Origin of the sequence: Agrobacterium sp. LR_9, from assembly GCF_041954855.1 — a bacterium.
Taxonomy (GTDB): Bacteria; Pseudomonadota; Alphaproteobacteria; order Rhizobiales; family Rhizobiaceae; genus Agrobacterium; species Agrobacterium leguminum.
The window spans coordinates 40,994-61,131 of record NZ_JAVAYA010000022.1 but is presented as its reverse complement, the minus strand read 5'-3'; the positions used below and the strand labels follow the sequence as shown (position 1 = coordinate 61,131).

General features: G+C 59.4%; 14 protein-coding genes. 6 read left to right on the top strand and 8 right to left on the bottom strand.

The features are described from left to right. Positions 1-100: 100 nt before the first annotated feature. Positions 101-1,297: an aminotransferase class V-fold PLP-dependent enzyme gene (locus tag RAC79_RS20970; protein WP_174039870.1), complete on the bottom strand. Its 1,197-nt coding sequence runs from the start codon at positions 1,295-1,297 to the stop codon at positions 101-103. Positions 1,298-1,385: 88 nt separating this feature from the next. Here RAC79_RS20970 and RAC79_RS20965 point away from each other — a divergent pair, with 88 nt between their 5' ends. Then, a complete protein-coding gene (locus tag RAC79_RS20965) occupies positions 1,386-2,222 on the top strand; it encodes an IclR family transcriptional regulator (protein WP_174039871.1) in 837 nt (278 codons plus the stop codon). A gap of 6 nt (positions 2,223-2,228) precedes the next feature. Here RAC79_RS20965 and RAC79_RS20960 read toward each other — a convergent pair whose 3' ends face one another. The 5 genes from RAC79_RS20960 to RAC79_RS20940 form a co-directional block, all read right to left on the bottom strand. After that, the gene (locus tag RAC79_RS20960) at positions 2,229-2,723 is read right to left on the bottom strand and encodes a RidA family protein (protein WP_003519868.1); all 495 of its coding nucleotides are present in this window, start codon (positions 2,721-2,723) and stop codon (positions 2,229-2,231) included. An 88-nt stretch (positions 2,724-2,811) separates the two neighbouring features. Beyond that, positions 2,812-4,035 (bottom strand): amidohydrolase/deacetylase family metallohydrolase, encoded by a 1,224-nt coding sequence (locus RAC79_RS20955; protein ID WP_174039872.1) that lies wholly within the window; start codon positions 4,033-4,035, stop codon positions 2,812-2,814. 1 nt (position 4,036) lies between these two features. Further along, the gene (locus tag RAC79_RS20950) at positions 4,037-4,912 is read right to left on the bottom strand and encodes an ABC transporter permease (RefSeq protein WP_125146319.1); all 876 of its coding nucleotides are present in this window, start codon (positions 4,910-4,912) and stop codon (positions 4,037-4,039) included. Then, on the bottom strand, positions 4,912-5,853 hold the full coding sequence (locus RAC79_RS20945) for an ABC transporter permease (RefSeq protein WP_174039873.1): 942 nt from the start codon (positions 5,851-5,853) through the stop codon (positions 4,912-4,914). The genes RAC79_RS20950 and RAC79_RS20945 overlap by 1 nt, the downstream gene beginning before the upstream one ends. A gap of 207 nt (positions 5,854-6,060) precedes the next feature. Further along, positions 6,061-7,587: an ABC transporter substrate-binding protein gene (locus tag RAC79_RS20940; RefSeq protein WP_374997493.1), complete on the bottom strand. Its 1,527-nt coding sequence runs from the start codon at positions 7,585-7,587 to the stop codon at positions 6,061-6,063. Positions 7,588-7,699: 112 nt separating this feature from the next. Between RAC79_RS20940 and RAC79_RS20935 the strand changes: the two genes are divergently transcribed. From RAC79_RS20935 to RAC79_RS20915, 5 genes are all read left to right on the top strand, one after another. Beyond that, positions 7,700-7,912: a hypothetical protein gene (locus RAC79_RS20935; protein ID WP_125146320.1), complete on the top strand. Its 213-nt coding sequence runs from the start codon at positions 7,700-7,702 to the stop codon at positions 7,910-7,912. 179 nt (positions 7,913-8,091) lie between these two features. Next, positions 8,092-9,216 (top strand): glycosyltransferase family 4 protein, encoded by a 1,125-nt coding sequence (locus tag RAC79_RS20930; protein WP_003519874.1) that lies wholly within the window; start codon positions 8,092-8,094, stop codon positions 9,214-9,216. 414 nt (positions 9,217-9,630) lie between these two features. Continuing rightward, entirely contained in the window at positions 9,631-10,827 is a 1,197-nt protein-coding gene (locus tag RAC79_RS20925; RefSeq protein ID WP_003519875.1) for a polysaccharide biosynthesis/export family protein, read from the top strand. A 291-nt stretch (positions 10,828-11,118) separates the two neighbouring features. Next, positions 11,119-12,396, top strand: a complete 1,278-nt coding sequence (locus tag RAC79_RS20920) for an efflux RND transporter periplasmic adaptor subunit (protein WP_374997492.1) — start codon at positions 11,119-11,121, stop codon at positions 12,394-12,396. Then, on the top strand, positions 12,393-15,533 hold the full coding sequence (locus RAC79_RS20915; RefSeq protein ID WP_142844607.1) for an efflux RND transporter permease subunit: 3,141 nt from the start codon (positions 12,393-12,395) through the stop codon (positions 15,531-15,533). Before RAC79_RS20920 ends, RAC79_RS20915 begins: the two co-directional genes overlap by 4 nt. Positions 15,534-15,594: 61 nt before the next feature. On the opposite strand, the gene RAC79_RS20910 is transcribed toward RAC79_RS20915, so the two are convergent. Beyond that, the gene (locus RAC79_RS20910) at positions 15,595-16,170 is read right to left on the bottom strand and encodes an invasion associated locus B family protein (RefSeq protein ID WP_142844608.1); all 576 of its coding nucleotides are present in this window, start codon (positions 16,168-16,170) and stop codon (positions 15,595-15,597) included. After that, positions 16,170-20,105 carry an autotransporter domain-containing protein gene (locus tag RAC79_RS20905; RefSeq protein WP_174039876.1) on the bottom strand — a complete coding sequence of 1,312 codons (3,936 nt, stop codon included), beginning with the start codon at positions 20,103-20,105 and terminating at the stop codon, positions 16,170-16,172. Before RAC79_RS20905 ends, RAC79_RS20910 begins: the two co-directional genes overlap by 1 nt. Between the last annotated feature and the right edge of the window lie 33 nt (positions 20,106-20,138).

The following is a 20,138-nucleotide window of genomic DNA, read 5'->3' as shown; positions in this document are numbered from 1 at the left end:
GATAGACCGCACCCTTGCCCCCTCATCCCGCTGCCGCGGACTTCTCCCCCTCGGGGAGAAGAAACTCATGGCACCCGCTCGTTCCATATGCAGTCGTTACTTAGTCCGGCCAGCGCAGCATGCTGTCGAAACGGTGGCGGCTGCGGTCTTCGAACGGTGTTGCAATCACCTCGTTGGAGGCGCGCGCCTTGTCCAGCTCCTCGGCCAGCCGGGAAGCCACAATGGTTTCCTGGCCGGGATGCAGGTTGCAGGGGTCGAGATAGAAATAGCGGTGCTCCACCTCGTGGTCGCGGACAATGATCGGCGGGCTGCCTTTGGCCAGCGCCGTCGTCAGGTCCCAGGCGGTGATATGCGCTTCCTCGGCATCGATGATGACACGCAGACGGTCGAGCGGGTTGTTGGTCGGGTCGGGTTCGATCAGCGCCGTCACGCCGGGGCGTCCGTCCAGCGTCTTTTTCCAGAGGTTGAGATAGCCGGTTTCACGCTCGCGAATGCCGGCATGGTCACGCTTTTCCCAGGCTTCCAGCGCCGCCATCACGCCATAGATGCTTTCCTTGCCGACCTTCATGCCGCGGCCAACGCCCATATTCTGCAGGAAGGCGCTGCGCACCAGCTCCTTTTTGCCGGCGACGATGCCGGAAGTCGGGCCACCGAGGAACTTGTGGCCGGAATAAAGCACCACATCTGCGCCCGTCGCCAGAAACAGCTTCAGATCATATTCGGACGCCGCATCCACGATGACAGGCACGCCCCTGGCATGGGCGATCTCGACGAATTCGGAAAGATGCAGCAGGCCGTAATCCACCACATGGTGCGAGACGACATAGACCGCTGCAGCCGTCTTTTCGGTGATGGCGTTTTCCATGTGGAAACGATGGGTCGATGTTGCCTGCCCGATCAGCACCACCTTGCCGCCGCCGAGACGGATTGCCTGATCCACCGGCGCGCCATAGCTCACCACATGACCCATCTGCACCAAAACCTCGTTCTTCTCGGGCGCGACATCGGGCAGCTTTTCGATGGCCAGCAGATTATTGCCGGTAATGGCGCCCGCCACCGCAAGGCTTATGCCCGAGGAGCAGGAGGCCGTGACGAAACCGGCCTCGCCGCCCGTCAGCCTCGATATCACCGCGCTTGCCTTGCGTTGCAGATCGTTGATCTCGACGAATTGCGGCAGGATGGCTGCCATGGCCTCTACCGCTTCCGGAACGACGATAGAAGCGCCGAGCGAGGTCATGGTGCCCGAGACGTTGATGACCGGGCGAAGGCCGATCCTGCTTCTGATATCCTCGGTCATGTCTTTCTCCTGTCCTTGCGATGCGATGGGCATCGACATATATGCCATAATAATGTAATAGCTTCTCAAAATTCATGAGGAGCCAAAATTGGACGCCCATAAACTGGACGAAATGCCTTCAACCGCCGTCTCTCCCACGGAGGAAAACCCGGACGCGAAGGCGACCAAGCGCTCGCGCGTCAGCGGCATCGACCGCGCCCTTCAGGTTATTGATTATCTTTATGAAACCGGATCGCCGGCTGGCGCTTACGCCATTGCCAAGGCCATCAAGGCGCCGCTTTCCACCGTCTATGTGATCATTGACGATCTCGTCGAAAAGAACATGCTGGCGCGCAATGCCGATGGCAACATCTGGCTCGGCGCGCGGCTTTACCATTATGGCCTTGCTTATGCCCGCTCGCTGGATTTCATGGGTGTCGCCACCCACGAAATGCACGATCTGTGCCGCCACGCCGGCGAGACCGTTCAGCTTTGCGGCCGCGACGGCGACCATATGCTGGTGCTGGCCATGGCCGACGGTCCGAGCCATTTTCAGGTCGCCTCGCGCGTCGGCACCCGCGTTCCCTTGAACTGGACGGCATCCGGACGCCTGCTCGTCGGGCATCTTCCGGAGGCCGAACGCGTCGAGCTTTTCCGCCGTTGCGCCCGCACTTCTCCCACGGGCCGTGCGGAAATCAACCCGGAGACCCTGTCGCAATCGGCAGGCGCCGCCTTCCATGACCGGCTGTCGATACAGGTCGCCGAATCCGACTACGCCGTCGCCTGCATCGCCTCGCCGATCTGCGACAACAGGGGCGAATGCGTGGCGACAATTTCCATCGTGCTGCCGGAGCAGAAGGTACTGGCGGACGAGAACCATTATACCGAACAGGTCAGGGTCTCGGCGGAACGGATCGAAAAGCTGATGGGCTGGCGCAACCATTGAACGGCCTCAATCTTTGAGTGCGACGATGGCTTCAATCTCAACGGTGATGTTGCCCGGCAGTGAGCCGAAACCAACGGCGGAGCGGGCATGTTGTCCCGCATCGCCGAACACATCGATGAAGAGATCGGAACAGCCATTGATGACGCTCGGGTGATCGCGGAAATCGCTGACGGCATTGACCATGCCGAGCAGCTTGACCACCTTTTTCACCCGCGACAGGTCCCCCAGCGCCTCATGCATGACGGCAAGCAGGTTGATGCCGGTGAGCCGCGCATGGTTATAGGCCTCTTCCAGCCCGATTTCCGCGCCCACCTTGCCGGCGTAAAGATGGCCATTTTCCTCCCGCGGCCCCTGCCCCGAAAGATAAAGCATGTTGCCTTCCACCACATGGGTGACGAAATTGGCGATCGGCGGCGGCGGCGGCGGCAGGGAAATGCCGAGCGCGGCGAGCCGGTCATAGGGCGAATGACGCCCCTCTGCCTCAAGCGAAGACTGTTTCACGCGAATTCCTCATAATACAGGGACGGGTATCCCTTAATCTCTGCGGAAGACGGAGGGGATTGCCCTCCTCCGCCTTGTCCATTTGGGTTCAGCGCCAGGAATAACCATGGCTGTGGCGCACCAGCTTGCGCGCCCTTGGAATATAACGGCTGGCAGCAATCGCTTCCGCTCCGATGACCGCGTAACGCGGCTCGAACAGACGCGTCAGGCGCGCCACGTCGCCATTGGAATCGGTCGCTTCCAGATCGGAATCCACGAGATCGAAAACCGTGAAATCGGCGCGCTGGCCGACATCGAGACGGTTTTCCATATCGAGGCGGATCACGGAGGCCGGATTGCGGGTGACGGCCTCGACGACATTTTCGAAGGGCATGTCGACCGCGAGCAGCTTCGACATGGTCGTCGCCAGATCCCAGACCGGGAAATTCATCGAATGGCCATGCAAATCCGTGGAGATCGAGAACGGCAGCAGCCCGCGCGCAATCGCCGCTTCCGCCACCTTGAAGGAGAAGGAGGCGCCGCCATGGCCGATATCCAGCCGAATGCCTTCGCCCGCACAACGTTCGGCAAGGTTGAACAGGTCCTCGTCTTCCATGATGCTGGAACCCGATTTGCCATTGAAGCAATGGGTCACGACATCGCCGGGGCCGAGAATTTCCAGCACCTCGTCGTAAAGTGCGGGCGGTTCGCCCACATGCACCATCATCGGCACTTTCAAGATCTTGGCGATCTTCTTGCCGAGCTTGACCGGCGTAACACCCCAGGAGCCGGTGATAACATGGCTCGCCCGCACCTTGAGGCCGACAATATGTTCGCTGTTTTCGGCGTAACATTCGATGATACGATCGAGATCGATATCCTTGATGTCGCGCAGTTCCGGCACGCGGTTACAGGCGACGAGACCGATGGAACCGAGATTGAGGAAGGCCTTGATGCGTTCCCTCGAGGGCTCGATGATATATTCACGGAAACCGTGGAAATTCGCCTCACCCGCCGAACCGGCATCCACCAGCGTGGTCACGCCGCGCTCGGCCCCGCATTCCGAGGGGCGGATGGAGATATCGGTGCCGCCATGCCAGATATGCACGTGCAGATCGACCCAGCCGGGCGAGACGAAGGCACCCTTGGCATCGATGCGCTGCGCATCAGCAGGCGCTTGAAGGCCAAGCCCAACCGCAGCAATCCTGCCATCGCCGCCGATCAGGATATCGGTCGAAGCCTGTGGTGCACCCTTTTCGAAACCGACGGGTTTGACATTGGTGAGAAGAATGGGAGCTTGAAGAGGCGTTTTCGCCTGTTCACCGGACGTCATATTACAAATCCCTTCGCAGTCTTGGGTCGAGCATGTCCCGCAGCCCGTCACCGACCATTTGCAGCGACAGCACGGAAAGAATGATGGCAAAGCCGGGGAAATAGGTCATCCAGTCGGCCTGGCCGATATATTGGCGACCGGCGGAGATCATGGTTCCCCAGGTCGGAATTTCCGGGCTGACACCGAGCCCCAGAAACGACAGGCCGGCCTCGGCCAGCATGGCGCTGGCAAAAAGGAAGGTGCATTGAACGAGGATCGGCGAGACCAGATTGCGCAGCACATGCCGCGTCATGATGTGGAAGGTGGAAATGCCAAGCGCCTTCGCCGCCTCCACATAGGGCAATTCGCGGATCACCAGGGTCGAGGCGCGCACGATGCGGGCAAGGCGCGGCGAATAGACCACGGCAAGTGCGATGATCACCGTCGTCAGCGACGGGCCGAGTGCTGCAACCAGCGCAATCGCCAGCAGAATATCCGGGAAGGCCATCATCGCGTCGATCAGCCGCGCAATCGGCGTATCCAATTTCTGGAAGAAGCCGGCGAGCAGGCCAAGGGTGATGCCGATCAGCGCCGAAAGCGCCACCACGGCGGCGCCGACCAGAAGCGACAGCCTTCCGGCATAGATGGTGCGCGAGAAGACGTCGCGACCGAACTCGTCGGTGCCGAACCAGTAAAGCTCGCTTGGCGGCTTCAGGCGGTTCACGATCGACAGTTTCGACGGCGAATAGGGCGCAATCATCGGCGCGAAAACCGCGAGCAGCACGAAGACGAGCAGCACAATGAGACCGGCAGCGACCGTCTTGCGCTTCACGAGGCGCCGAATGAACAGGACGGTCGGGTTGCGTGCCGGCGGAGCGGTGGAAACGATATCGGCCATCAGTAACGAACCCTCGGATCGACCAGCAGATAGAGCATGTCGATTGCAAAATTGATGAGCACGTAAAGCCCGGCGATGACGAGAAGCGCGCCCTGAATGACCGGATAATCGCGCCTGAGAACGGCCGAGACGACGAGATTGCCGACGCCCGGCAGACCGAAAACGGTTTCCGTGACGACCGCGCCGGAAATCAGCACGGCGGCGGTAAGTCCGAGCACGGTGAGGATGGGAATAAGCGCGTTTTTCAACGCATGTTTCATCACCACGCGGCGCTCCTTGACGCCCTTGGCACGGGCGGTGCGGACATAGTCGTCACCTAAAACATCCAGCATCGAGGCGCGGGTGAAGCGCAAAATGAGGGCGGAGGAAACGAGGCCGAGCGCGATTGCCGGCAGGGTCAGGTGATACATGCGCTCGAAGAAGCTCGCGCCCGGACCGCCATAACCCGATACCGGGAACATATCGAGCCGCACGGCGAAGACCTGCATGAGGATAAGGCCAAGCCAGAAGCTCGGAATGCTTGCAGCCAGCATCGCCACCGTGGTCGCTGCCTGATCGACAAAAGAGCCCCGCCGGTAAGCGGCGTAGATGCCGATGGGAAGGGCGATGACGCTGGCGATCAGCAGCGAAAAGATAGTCAGGAAGAAGGTCGGTTCGGCCCGATCCAGCAGCGCCGATCCAACCGGCATGTTGAGAAAGATCGACTGGCCGAGATCGCCCTTCAGCAATTGCCCTATATAATAGACATATTGCACGCCGAGCGATTGATCGAGGCCGAGCCGGCCGCGCAGCTCCGCAATATCCTGCGCCGAGGCATCCGGCCCCAGCATCACGGCCGCCGGATCTCCGGGTGTTACGCGCAGGATGACGAAAACGATGGTGACGACGAGGAACATCACCACGATCATTCCCGCAAGTCTCTGGAAAATATACCGTATCACGTATGAAGGCTCCGAAGCGCGTGATTGCCGCTATCAGGCGACGGTTGAACCGGGTTGCTTAAAGATCCACTGCTCACTTCCGTCATGCCGGACTTGATCCGGCATCCAGCCACCAGCGTCCGCGTGGTGAAAAGGTCTCTTGCGATCAAGGACTTGATCGCGCTGGACCCCGGCTCAAGGCCGGGGTGACGGCGTGCGGTGCCGGCCTTATTTCGTAACCGATGCATTCCAGAAGTAAGGCCAGGGAGCCGGCTCGACGCCTTCCAGCTTGTTGGACTTGGCCGCCACGGCATTGAAGTCGCCGATCTTGATGAGCGGCAGCTCGGCATAGATCGTCTTCTGCACATTGGCCCAGAGCGCGATGCGCTTGTCCGGATCGGCTTCCGAGGTGAAGGCGTCAACCGCCGCCTTGCGCGCTGGCGTATCCCACCAGCCCGGTGAGCCGGTGGAGAGCGCACCGATCAGCGCCGGCTCCGGCAGGAAGGGGCTATGGGTGATGTAGATATCCCAGAGCTTCGGGTCGGCGCGGCGCTGCGTCAGCGTCGCCCAGTCCACCACCTGCATATCCACCTTGAAACCGGCAAGTTTCAGATATTCCGCAGCAACCTGCGCCATCTTGTAGTGGAACTCATACTGCCGGCTGGTGAGGATGCGCAGCGGCTCGCCATTATAACCGGCAGCCTTCAGCTTTTCGGCAGCAGCTTCCGGGTTGCCGACGTTGTAAGTGCCCTTGACGCCCTCTTCCGAATGCCAGGAGAAATTGGACGGATAATAGGCGCCATCGAGCGCATAGAAATCCGTGCTGCCGAAAGCGGCCGCCAACATGTCTTCCATGTTCAGCGCTTCGGTCACCGCCTTGCGGACCTCCAGCTTGGAAGAAAGCCCCTCCTTCGTGTTGAACACGAAGACCGGATAACCGAAAGGCTTCAGCATCAAAGGCTGCGAGGCAGACGACGACTTCACCTTGTCGAAGGATTCCACCGGAATGGAATCGACGTAATCATATTGCCCGGAAACGGCGGCTTCGACGCGAGTATTCGGATCAGGCACCGGAACGAAGCGGATTTCATCGAGATACTGGTGGCGTGCACCGCCATAACCGTCGCTTTCGCCATCGCGGGACTTGTAGCCATCGAAACGGACGAGCTGGATATACTGGTCGGCCTTGCGTTCCTTCAGCATATAGGGCCCGGTACCGATGAATTCGGCCATCGGCTCCGCCTGCTTTTCGGCGGGCAGGATGATGGCTGCGGAATTATTGAAAGCGAGCAGCGAAGCGAGCGGCGCATAGGGCTGCTTGAGGGCAATCGTGACCGTTCCGGCGTCCGGCGCGGAGATATTGTCGATAAAGCCGGCTGCCTGCTTGCCGCGCGAGGCGATCTTCATCCAGCGGCCGAGCGAAGCGACGACATCTTCGGATGTCATGTCGCTGCCGTCATGGAACTTGATGCCCTGCCTGAGCTTGATCGTGTAGGTTTTGCCGTCCGCACTGATCTCGGGCAGGCTTTCCGCCAGAAGCGGTGTCACCTTCCAGCCCTTGTCGAAGGTATAGAGCGTTTCGAAAATATGCTGCGTGACGATGCCGACGAGATCGGCAGTAGACGCCATGGGATCGAGGGTCGGCGGCTCGCCGATCGTGGCGACATTGATAACACCGCCCTTCTCCGCAGCCATCATTACACCCGGCGCCAACATCAAAGCGGCGGTGGCGAGAAATGCAAGTTTACGTCTCATGGTCAAGCTCCCAGCTCTTATGCGTTCCATTATTATGTTATATGCATCTTTATAACAGAATATCTCGATAAGACGCCTTGTCAATGACAATGCGGCGCGATGATGGGTTTCCATGATCGGCAAAACGCAAGACAAGTCTTCAGGAGAGGTGGCAGCACCGTTTAAGGCAGTGAAAAAACGGGAGTTTCGCCAAAAAACCGGTGTGCCGTGGTATCCATCTCTTTCCGGCTGGAAGAGAGGGAATGACGACTGGCGTTTGACTGCAAAGGAAGAAAGGGAATTAAGAAGGTTGGATATTTCGCATTTGCGAACAAAGTGCTATTAAAGAGCGGACTAACGCTAGGCCACCACAGACATACCCGCATATTCTTATTAATCGTTACGCCATTTGACGCCGTCAGCCGTATTTTCAAGGGCTGCAGACAGACCTGATATTCTAAACCGCCCAACTTCATTCCAGGGCGGAACATAAATTTTTATTACGTTGAAATTGTTGAGGAAATTATGAAGACGGCAATCGTGCATGACTGGCTCACCGACAGAGGCGGGGCCGAAAAAGTACTTCACAACCTTCTTGAAATTTATCCTCACGCGGATCTGTACTGCCTTGTCGATTTCATGAGCGAGCGCGACCGGGGGTTTCTCGGCGGCCGTCCCGTCAACACCTCCTTCATCCAGAAGCTGCCTTTCGCCCGAAAAAAATACCGCTCCTATCTGCCGCTGATGCCGCTCGCCATCGAGCAGTTCGATCTGAGCGGCTACGATCTGGTGATTTCCTCGAGCTATGCGGTCGCAAAGGGCGTCATCACCGGCCCGGGCCAGTTTCACGTCTCTTATATCCATAGCCCCATCCGCTACGCGTGGGACCTCCAGCACCAGTATCTCAAGGAAACCAGACTGACGCGCGGCTTCACCTCATGGATCGCGCGCGCCATTCTTCACTATATCCGCATGTGGGACATCCGCACCGCCAACGGCGTTGACCTGATGACGGTCAACTCCAAATTCATCCGTAACCGGGTGCGCAAGTGTTATGGCCGCGATTCCACCGTGATCTATCCGCCGGTGGACACGTCCCATCTTTCTCCGTCCGAGCTTAAGGGTGACTATTTCGTCACGGCATCGCGGCTGGTGCCCTACAAGAAAGTGCACCTGATCGTTGAAGCTTTTGCAAAGATGCCCGACAAACGGCTGGTCGTCATCGGCGACGGGCCGGACATGAAACGCATCCGCGAAATCGCCACGCCGAATGTCGAAATTCTCGGTTTCGTCGGCAATGACGAGCTTCACAAATACATGGCCGAGGCAAAAGCCTTTGTTTTTGCAGCGGAAGACGATTTCGGCATCGTACCCGTCGAATCCCAGGCGCTCGGCACACCGGTCATCGCCTATGGCAAGGGCGGCGTGCTGGAAACCGTTGTTCCGCTTGGCGCCTCCAACCATCCGACCGGCCTTTATTTCGGTGAGCAGACACCGGAGGCAATCTGCGCCGCCGTGCAGGAATTCGTCGACAATTCCGACCGCTTCGACAAGAACGCCTGCATCAACAATGCCGCCCGCTTCTCACGCGAGCGTTTCCTGCGTGAATTCGCGGACACGGTGAATTTCGCACTGGCTGAGCGGGCATGACAGGCACATAAAAACATTTATAAAACAATTGATTATTCTTCGCGTCAGTCAACGACAAAAGAAACCGTGCAAGCGTGACAAAACTGCACTAGCGCAATGCAGCAATCAAAGAGATTATGGCATCCAACTGAATATTGAAGCGCAACAATACTGACACCATCGGGGGATTCAAACATCGTGCCTCGCCCGGAATTTTTCGGCGCAGTTGAGCGATGATGAACTTGAAGCATCGTCTGAAATTGGGCATATGCCTGACAGGGGACGTAAACATCCGGGGATGCGATTCCGCTGAACGGATGTAATGCCGGTTTGGATTTCCTTTACCGGTGTCATTTATGAAGTGCTTATTTTTAAAAACTTATACGATGTCCGAATTATTTCTGCTTTTCGGACGGCATTCATTTCGAGGACCAAATGCGTTTATTGAATGTTTCGATTCTGCTTGCCTCTGCAGCACTGGCGGGTTGCACGGTTACTGCGGCCTCCGGCCCCGATGCAGCCTCGATCGAATCTAACGCTTCCGTGAAATTCGCGTCCAAAGACAAGCAGAAAACCGCCGGTGTCGACTACGCGCTGCTCGACATCAACAGCTCCGTCCTCAATTACGTCGGCGACACCACAACCACCACCCTGCTCGGCAGTTTCGGCGGCGGCAAGGGCGGTGTTCCGGCGCTGCCGATGGGTGTCGGCGACGTGGTGCAAGTCGCGATCTTTGAAAGCCAGGCCGGCGGCCTGTTCATTCCGAACGACGCGGGCAGCCGTCCCGGAAACTTCATCAGCCTGCCGAACCAGACCGTGGACCGGGAAGGCAATATCAGCGTTCCCTATGCGGGCAAGATTCGCGCCACCGGCCGCAATGTCGAGGATGTGCAGAGCGAAATCGAGGAACGGCTCGCCAACCGCGCCATCGAGCCGCAGGTTCTTATCACCAAGATTTCCAGCCGCTCCGCACAGGCTTCCGTGCTGGGCGATGTCAAGGAACCGACGAAGGTTCAGCTTTCGGAAGCGGGCGATCGGGTTCTCGACGTCATCTCCTATGCAAAGGGCCTCAGCGCCCCGAATATCGAATCCTATGTCACGTTGATCCGTCGCGGCAAGACCGCCCGCGTCAACTACAACCACCTCGTCAGCACGCCGTCCGAAAACATCTATGTGGTTCCGGGCGACACGATCATGGTGGAGCGTGAGCGCCGCACTTATCTTGCTTTCGGCGCTTCGGGCCTCAACGGACGTTTCGAGTTCGAGGATGCCGATCTCAAGCTTTCGGATGCACTCGGCAAAGCGGGTGGACTGCTCGATTCCCGTGCCGACCCGGCTCAGGTCTATGTCTATCGTATCGTCAAGCGCGATCTTCTCGTGAAGCTCGGCATCAATACGTCCAAGTTCCCCGGACAGGACGTTCCAGTCATCTTCCGCGCCAATCTGCGCGATCCGTCGACCTTCTTCGCCGCTACGAAGTTCCCGATGCAGGATCGCGACATCATCTATGTCACCAACTCGCAGGCCACCGAACTTTACAAGTTCCTGGATCTCGTCGGCTCCGTACCGGCAACGACGGGCAATGTCGCCGAGGACGTGCTGGCAACCCGCAACGCCATCCGGGCCTTCTAATCGGCGGCTTCTCGCCGTTCATACCAAAGCCGCCCCGTAAACGAGGCGGCTTTTTTCCTTGGCCGGAACCAGCGGCGAAACGGGGACATGATCAAGCATTGCCTGGGGCATGAACCGAAACCGCCTGCCTCCTGAGAGGCAAGCGATATAGCGACGGTCATTGTCGCCGCCATTACAAAAGTTTAAGGTGATTTCGCAGCGCATTGGGTGTCTTGTGGGGGAAAGCTGCTCCCAAGGCTTACCGCACATGTTCGGGAAACATGTATCGCTCTCATTACGCGGAATCGTCAGATGAAACGTTTCTGGACCGCTCTCAGCGTTCTTGCCATCGCAGCCGCCGGTGCCTGGTATTTCAAGGATCGCCTGCCGCTCGATCAAGTCCCCTATATCAAGCAATTTGCCAGCGTGTCTCCCAGGGCCGACGCCGAAACGGCGACGCAGTCCTCCCAAAGCGGCCAACCAGCCCGGCAGCAGGGACAAAAACAGGGTGGAGGGCGGCGCAATGGCGGGCCACCCACCGTCAGCACCATCGCCGTCGGCAAGGCGACGTTGCCAATGGATGCAACGGCGACGGGCTGGGCCGTTGCGGCCGACATCACCAATATCGCGCCGCTTCAGGCCGGCCTCGTCATGGAAATCGAGGCGAAGGACGGTCAGCATATCAAGGCGGGCGACCTTATCCTCAAGATGGACGACCGCATCGCCCGCGCCGCTGTCGACAAGGACAAGGCCAATATCGCCGCCGATCAGGCAACGCTGGAGCAGACGGAGGCCGCCTTCCAGCGCGCCGCCAATCTCGTCAAGCAGAGCGCGGAATCCCAGCAGGTGCTGGATCAGGCAAGGGCGGCGCGGGATAGCGCCAGCGCCAAGATCGATGCCGACAAGGCAACGCTTGCCTCCGACCAGGTGACGTTCGAGCACATGGAAATCCGTGCCCCCTTCGATGGGCGGCTCGGTGATATCAGTGTCAGCCCCGGCGCCTATCTCAGCGCCGGCGTCAATATCGTGACGATCACCAAATACGATCCGATTTCGGTCAGTTTCCGGCTCTCTCAGCGCTATCTGCCGCAATTGCGAGAAGGCGTGGCGAAGAATACCGCAGTCGATGTCGACCCCGCGGCGACGGGGGGCGAACCGATGAGCGGCGTGCTGCGGTTCTATGACAATACGGTGGACCAGACCTCCGGCACGGTGCTGGCCAAGGCGGAATTCAAGAACGATCGCGGTCTTTTATGGCCAGGCCAGTCCGTCAATGTCACCGCGCACTTCGTTTCGGACGATGAAATGATCGTCGTACCGACGGTTGCCGTGCGGCCGGGACCGAAGGGCAATTTCGTCTATACCGTCGATAGCGAGCATCATGCCCATATGACGCCGGTGGAAGTCGCCCGCTCGAATGGCGATCTTACCGCCATCGCAAGCGGTCTCAATGGCGGCGAGCATGTGATTATCGAGGGTCAATCCGAACTTGCCGACGGCCAGTTCGTGGTCGAGCAATTTTCCGACAAGGGCGGTGCGGCCGGCAATCTGGCCGCCAATATTCCGCAGGAAAAGGTTGGCGACCAATGATCCCGAATTTCTGCATCAACCGGCCCGTCGCCACCACGCTCCTCGCCATCGGCCTGGTGCTGGCCGGGCTTGCCGGCTTCCGCCTGCTGCCCGTCGCCGCCCTGCCGAAGGTGGATTTCCCGACGATCAACGTTTCCTCGTCGCTTTCCGGCGCTTCGCCGCAAACCATGGCCACATCGGTCACCACACCGCTGGTCAAGCAATTCGAGACCATTCCCGGCGTCAGCGAAATCAGCGCCACGAATACGCTCGGCAACAGCTCGATCGTGCTGCAGTTCGATCTTAACCGCGATATCGATGCAGCGGCGGCCGATGTGCAGGCCGCGATTTCCCGCGCACAACGGCAATTGCCGAGCAACATGACGACAACACCGAGCTATCGCAAGACCAACCCGGCCGATGCACCGGTGCTGCTGCTGGCCGTCAACAGCAAGGAGATGCCGACCAGCAAGGTGGACGAAATCGCCGAGAACATCATTTCTCCGCTTCTTTCCACCATATCGGGCGTCGCGCAGGTGAGCATCTATGGCGCGCAGACCTATGCGGTGCGTATCGGCCTCGATCCGACCCAGCTTCAGGCAAGAGGGCTCGGCGTCGACACCGTCACCACGGCCATAGCCCAGGCGAATAATCAGGTGCCCGTCGGGGCTTTGCAGAACGACAATCAGCGCCTGACGATCGAGGCCGATACCCAGCGCACCAATGCGGCCGCCTTCCGCTCGCTGGTCGTCTCGACGAACAATGGCGCGCCGATCCATCTCGGCGATATCGCCAATGTCACCGACAGCATCGACAACACCAATGCCGGCAGCTGGTTCGACGGTGAACAGGCCATCGTTCTCGCCGTCCAGCGTCAACCGGACGCCAATACGGTCGACGTGGTGGACGCCATCAAAGCCAAGCTGCCGGCGCTTCACCAGCAATTGCCGCCTTCGGTCAATATCAACGTCATGAATGACGCCTCGACCGCCATCAAGGACGCGATTTCGGACGTGCAGTTCACACTGTTTCTCACCATCGGGCTGGTGGTTGCGGTCATCTATCTCTTCACCGGGCACCTGACGGCGACCGTCATTCCGGGTCTTGCAGTCCCCCTGTCTCTCATCACCGCCTTCGGCATGATGTATGTTCTGGGCTACAGCATCGACAATATCTCGCTGCTCGGTCTGACACTTTCGGTGGGGCTGGTGGTGGACGATGCCATCGTCATGCTGGAAAACATCCTGCGCCTGCATGAAAAAGGCCTGCCCATGCGCGAAGCGGCCCTTCAGGGCGCGGCAGAGGTCAGCAGCACCATTCTCTCCATGTCCATCTCGCTGGTGGCCGTCTTCATCCCCATCCTGTTGATGGGCGGCGTCATCGGCAGGCTCTTCAACGAGTTCGGCATGGTCGTCACGCTCGCGATCATGGCCTCGGCGCTGGTCTCGCTGACGGTGACGCCTATGCTCGCTTCGCGCCTCTCCGGCCACTCCTCCAGACCACCGGCGATCATCCGCTGGTTCGATGCGGGTTTCGAACGCACGCTGCGCGCCTATGGCAGCGCCGTCGGCTGGTGCCTTTCCCATCGCCGCATCGTTTTGGCATCGTTTCTCGCCTCGGTCGCGGCATCGCTCTATCTCTTCGAAACGCTGCCCTCCAGCTTCTTTCCCCAGGAAGATATCGGCCGTCTTTCGGTTTCGACGCAGGCGCGTGAGGATATTTCCTATACGGCGATGCGCGATCTCCAGGCTCAGGTCGCCGATCAGATCCGCAAGAATCCGGCCGTGGTGCACGTCACCTCCATAGTTGGCGGCAATTCCCGCAATCCGCTGAACAACGGCTCGATGTTCGTTGAGCTGAAGCCTAAGGAAGAGCGCGCGCCGCTCAGCCAGGTGCTGGCGGAACTGGGGCAGGCCACATCGAAGGTGGCGGGCATCCGCACCTATATCAATCCACAGCAGAGCCTGCGTTTCGGCGGGCGCAGCTCCGCCAGCCAATACCAGCTCGTCGTTCAGGGGCTGAATGCCGATACGACCAATGAATGGTCGAACAAGCTGATGGAAGCGATGCGCCGCGACCACACCTTCACCTCCGTCACCTCAGATGCCCAGAACGGCGCGATCGCCGCGACGATTTCCGTCGACCCGGAAAAGGCGGCTGCCTTCGGCATCACCAACGACCAGTTGCGCAAGACGCTGGAAATGTCCTTTGGCGGTTATACGGCGGCACAGATCCAGTCCACCGGCGACAGTTACGACGTGATTGTGGAATTCGACAGCTCGAAACCGTGGAATGATGATTTCCTCAGCGATATCAACATTCTTTCGGCAAAATCGGGCGTTCTGGTTCCGCTTTCAAACTTCGCCAGCCTCACCCGTACGCAGGCGCCTGTCACCATCAACCAGACGGGCCAGCTCGTCTCCACCACCATCTCCTTCAACCTGCCGGACGGCGTGGCGCTTTCCGATGCCACAAGCCGGATCGATCAGATCAAGAGCACGATAGGCCTGCCGCAGGATGTCTTCACCAGCTATGGCGGCACGGCGGCGATCTTCCAGCAGAGCCAGGGCAATACCGGCCTCCTCATTCTGGCGGCGGTGCTGACCATTTATGTGGTTCTCGGCGTGCTTTACGAGAGCTTCATCCATCCGCTGACCATCCTCTCCGGCCTGCCGGCGGCGGCCTTCGGCGCACTGGTGGCGCTGAAGGTGATGGGCATGGATTTCTCGATCATCGCGCTGATCGGCCTGCTGATGCTGATCGGCATCGTCAAGAAAAACGCGATCATGATGATCGATGTCGCGGTGGAACTGATACGCGAAAAGGCCGAGCCGCCCACAACCGCCATTCACGAGGCCTGCGTGCGCCGGTTCCGGCCGATCATGATGACAACCTTCTGCGCGCTGCTTGGGGCGCTTCCCATCGCACTCGGCTCGGGCGCAAGTTCGGAACTGCGCCAGCCGCTCGGCGTCGCCGTGGTCGGCGGCCTTATCGTGTCGCAATTGCTGACGCTGTTCATCACCCCCGTTATCTTCGTGGAAATGGACCGGTTCGGCCACTTCCTCACCGGGCTGTTTTCCCGCAAGAAATCAGCCGGGAAGCACGCCGAGCCGCAAAAGCCGGAGGGCGAAGGCGAACCTGATTCCGTCGCTGCCTAGATCGTTTTTGATTTTACGCCTTGTCCGGACGTAAAAGCGTTCCACTTTTACTGGAAACGCTCTAACGCAGATTTCCGAGGCGCTTCAGCGCCTCGGAAAAACCCGCCGCCTGCAACTGGAACGACACCGTGCGGCCCTGCAGATCGGGGGCTTCGATCGTCAATGTCTTTCCCGCCTCAAGCGCCGAGACAAGCTCGACAAAGGGCGTGAAGGACACGATGCAGCCGACGGGCAGGCAGGTGCTAACCTGCACTTCCTGCAGCCGCACAGTTCCGGATTTCACCGAAAACAACTTTGTGACGGCAAGGCCGAAAGGCATGACGATGGTGCCGGACAATTTGTCAGGCATTTTCGGATCATCAATCCGGAATTCGACAGAGACGACAAGCTTGCGGGTTTTCTCCTCAAGCTGGACCTGGGCTATGGCGCAGGCCGGCTTTTCCGCCGCCACTGGCGCGTTCGGGTCGGCCTCGTCCTTTTTTGCTGGCGCCGCGCAGGCGAGTTGCCAGCTTCCATAAACCTCGTGCATGAGCCCAGCAACCTTCGCTGCCTCCTGCGCAAGCGCACTCGCTGCAACATTGGCGGAAAGGAAGGCAGCGAGGGCTGTCTTCCCAACCAAGTTTTGACAACGCCTCATCAAAAACGGACTCCCAGTTCGGCAGAGGCGGATTGATCCAGCATGCCTGCTCCGAAAACAGCGCCATAACGGAATGTCAAAGTGGCGGCGGGATTGAGGTCGTAGCGCAGTCCCAGATTGATCAACGCCGCATCCTGCGCCATCGCCGCACTTGTAACAGAAAAGCCTTGGCCACCCGTGTAGAACAAGGTGTTCTCAACCGCCGGATCGCCATAGGCATGACGCCAGCCGATATCGAACATCGCCTGCCCAGCCATACCCTCAAATGCGATATCACGGCTGAAACGCGCACCAAGCGTTGAATAAAGCTGGTCATGGCTGGCAGAGCCGGAAGAAACGGCGGCCATGCCGCCCTTCTCGCCGAAGGCATCCGTCTTCGTATTCACATAACTGATATTGGCGTAGGGTTCGAACTGGACGAGATCAAAATCGAAACGCCAGGCTGCCTCAGCAAAGACTTGGGTGGTGGAGGCGTCATAGCCAGCGGCCAGATTTTCCTGCAATGTCGAAAACGACACCGCCCGGCGGGTTTCGACGTCCTGAAATGCGTGAATAGCTCCAAAGCGCAGCGAGGCCGGGCCAATTGCCGCGCCCGCATAGGCAGCCGCATAATAGCTGTCCACATCTGCTGACGCCAAAAAAGACTTCTGGCTGATGACATCACGGCCATAACCGGCAGCAACACCGGTGCGCCAACCGTCGCCCCAATCACCATCGAGACCAAAAAAGACGCCGCCACCCTTCATACTGACCGACGAGCCGTTGCCATCGCCATCGATATGTCCGCGCGACCCGAAACCATTTGACCAGAAAGTGAGGGAGCCTTCATCGATATTCATCGGATCCGATACCCCCGCCCTTTCGACAGCCGGCAGGATCGGGCGCGCATCGATACCCTTGAACGCGCTGCGCAACCGGTTGAGAATGACATCACGGGTCAACTGACTGCGATTTATCAATGCCATCGCAAGTGAAGGATGCAGTTCACCGGCAAGCTGTGAGAAGGCTGATTGGGTTTCGTCTGACTGGAGAAACACCGCCGTCTGATAAAGCGGTGAGGCATCCCCGCTCGCCTCAACAGCCCTCGCGGCGCTGCGTGCGTTTTCCGTCAAAGTCGCCGCGGCAAGAAGCCCGGGTTCGGGCGATACACGGTTGAAAGAGAGATAGGCTTTGCTGTTATCGGCGCTTTTTGTGACGCCGACGATCAGGTAGGCGAAATTTTCGTCCACGCTGGAAAATGCGCCGCTAATGCCGCCGGTTGCCGTCAGGATCGCATATGGGGTGCCGAGACTATAGGCCGAAGGGCTCGACAGCGGTGTGACGACGAGACTGACATTGTTACCGATGGTAATAGCGCCATTGATATCAAGCCTGTCGGAACTGCCTGATGCGTCGATTTCGACGGCATAGGCCGAACCGCTGGCGAATGTCACATCGCCCGTGGAGGTGAGCGTGCCGATGGAATTGCCAGGCGAAAGCGTGCCGCCGGAAGCAACGGTCAGGCCGCCGATGGTGCCGGAACCGCCAAGCACCGCACCGCTGCCGACGGTCACCATGCTTGCGAGTGAGCCGTTGACGCTTAGCTTGCCCGAGGAAACCTCGGTTACGCCCGAATAGGTGCTTTTTCCGGTCAGGACGAGATTGCCATCTCCCGTTTTTTTAAGGGTGCCGGTGCCGCTGATGCTATTGAATAGCGTGCCCGCGCCATCGATAACGAGCTGCGCATCATTGGCAATGCCGCCGGAGCCGAAACTTCCCGCCGTGCCCCTCAGCGTACCACTCGAAATTGTGGTGCCGCCGGAATAGCTGTTATTGCCCGAAAGTGTTGTGACGCCGGCCTCTGCCACCACCCTGCCCGTCCCCGAAATATCGGCGGTTAGAAGATAGCCGGTCTCGGAATGATTAAAGACGATGCTGCCATTGCCGGCGCCAAAGCTTATGGTCCGCGCATCCACGGCACCGGCCGAACGCGCCGTCTGACCCGCCGCCGCCCCGATGTTCAAAACCCCCGTGGAACCAGCCGACATGGCGATGATGATGGTGGGCGTGGCGATGGATGCGCCGCCTGTCACCTCCAGCGCCCCGGTTCCGGAACCGCCGATGACCATCCCCGCGCCCACCGTGGCCCGTGATCCAACGCCGGTTACCAGAACAGTGCCGTCCGCTCCGGTTTTACTGGCAACATAAAGGTTATGTGCATCGAGTGACGCGCCATTCGTCACCGTCAGGCTGCCGGAACCGCCAAAGCCGACATAAATCGCGCCGGAACCGGGCGCAGCGGAAGCGGCTGTAACGGTCGAGCCCGCGCCGGTGACGGTCAGCGTGCCGGAGGAGCCGTCGATATTGCCAAGCACGATATTCGCCGCCCGGATACCACCGCCAGCACTGACCGTGGCGTTTCCGGTTGCTCCTTTGTCATAGCCGACGAAAAACTCTCCGGTCATCGTCCAGCGGGATCCGTCGCCGGCCACGGCGACGGTCGAATTGGAACCATTTCGCTCCCCAACATATCCATCGTCGCTAAACACCGCACCTCCAGCCTCGATCGCCGCCGAGCCGTTGCCCGAATGACCGACGGCTAAATCGCTTTTGCTCCGCAAGATGCTTCCATCACCAGCGATGCGGATTGAGCCGGTCGCGCCGGCATTTTCGCCGAGAACGACATATCCGGCATCGACACGGCCACCGCCGGTGACAACCAGGGAGCCCGCGCCGTTCTCGCCTACCACCATGTCATCCTTCACGGACCACAGGGAACGCTCACCATCGACGACGGCCTCACCGGTTGCCCCGGCAGCGGAAGCGAGACGCGCTCTGGCGCTGTCTACGGAACCGCCCGCCGTAATGTTAAGCGTTCCGTTGCCAATCTCCAGATCGTCGGTCGACCAGCTGGAACTATCCCCGGTCACCGTTGCCGAACTGGCCGATTGGAAGCCGATAACGGCGTCGCCGCTTTTGACCTTTCCGGCGGCCTCAACCAGAAGCGTCCCCGCTCCGCCATCGCCGATCTTCAGCCCCCCATCGCTTTGCAATAACGAACCACGACCGCTGACCTTCACTCCACTTCCGCCCGCCGAATCCAGACTGGCGATGACAGTCGTCCGATTGATAACAGTACCGCCGCCCGAAATCGTCAGAGTGCCGACACCGGCTTCGCCGATCACCATCTCGTCCGATGTCACCCAGCGGCTGTCGGCGCCGGAGACAATAGCGACGCCATGGGAGCCCACATCGTCGCCGATGACGCTGTTCACGCTTTTCAGCGTGCTGCCTGCCAAAACCTTGAGGCTGCCTGTGAGGCCGGTCGCAAGCGAAGTCCCGTTGCCGTAACCGACAATAATAGTATTGGAACTGGAGAGGCTGGATGAATTATCAAGCGTGAGGGAGCCGTTTCCTGTCCCGAATCCGCCTATGTGGATGTCGCCCGACGCCGCCCTTGTACCATTCGACAGAACAAGAGTTCCCGTGCCGTTACCACCGATGGAAAGAAGATTGCTGTTACTCCAGGTCGCGCTGGAAAAAGTTGCCGTACCGGAGACCCCATCCGTTAGACCAAGGTAGAACGATTTCGTATCCAGTGAACCACGGACCACAAGCGTACCGTTGCCACCGGCGCCGAGGCCGACCGACAATCCGCCAATGCTTCCGCTGTTGCCGATCGTTATCGCCGGCCCCAAACTATCGACGATGGCGTCATCGTCCGCATTCGGCACGCGCTGCGTTGGCCCCCAGTTCGTGGCGGTGAACCAGTCACCTCCATCAGGCCCCGTCCAGCGCAGCGTTTCCGCCACGGCGACATGTGCCGGGACCATTGAAAGCAACAGGACAAGAAGACCCTTTGCGTCGAGAATGACGACTTTGCGTCGTGGCTCCTGACCTGTCCCCGCTATCGGACGGCTTTCGCCTTCCAGGACATGGCAGAAACAAGCGGACATTCACTCTCCCTTACCCGCACAGACGGCGGCCTT

Excerpts from the sequence above, each read along its gene's own strand:
- RAC79_RS20955 (WP_174039872.1), bottom strand. The coding sequence starts at position 4,035 with ATGACGTCCGGTGAACAGGCGAAAACGCCTCTTCAAGCTCCCATTCTT.
- RAC79_RS20925 (WP_003519875.1), top strand. The coding sequence starts at position 9,631 with ATGCGTTTATTGAATGTTTCGATTCTGCTTGCCTCTGCAGCACTGGCG.
- RAC79_RS20915 (WP_142844607.1), top strand. The coding sequence starts at position 12,393 with ATGATCCCGAATTTCTGCATCAACCGGCCCGTCGCCACCACGCTCCTC.
- RAC79_RS20920 (WP_374997492.1), top strand. The coding sequence starts at position 11,119 with ATGAAACGTTTCTGGACCGCTCTCAGCGTTCTTGCCATCGCAGCCGCC.
- RAC79_RS20935 (WP_125146320.1), top strand. The coding sequence starts at position 7,700 with ATGATCGGCAAAACGCAAGACAAGTCTTCAGGAGAGGTGGCAGCACCG.
- RAC79_RS20950 (WP_125146319.1), bottom strand. The coding sequence starts at position 4,912 with ATGGCCGATATCGTTTCCACCGCTCCGCCGGCACGCAACCCGACCGTC.
- RAC79_RS20930 (WP_003519874.1), top strand. The coding sequence starts at position 8,092 with ATGAAGACGGCAATCGTGCATGACTGGCTCACCGACAGAGGCGGGGCC.
- RAC79_RS20940 (WP_374997493.1), bottom strand. The coding sequence starts at position 7,587 with ATGAGACGTAAACTTGCATTTCTCGCCACCGCCGCTTTGATGTTGGCG.
- RAC79_RS20905 (WP_174039876.1), bottom strand. The coding sequence starts at position 20,105 with ATGTCCGCTTGTTTCTGCCATGTCCTGGAAGGCGAAAGCCGTCCGATA.
- RAC79_RS20970 (WP_174039870.1), bottom strand. The coding sequence starts at position 1,297 with ATGACCGAGGATATCAGAAGCAGGATCGGCCTTCGCCCGGTCATCAAC.
- RAC79_RS20910 (WP_142844608.1), bottom strand. The coding sequence starts at position 16,170 with ATGAGGCGTTGTCAAAACTTGGTTGGGAAGACAGCCCTCGCTGCCTTC.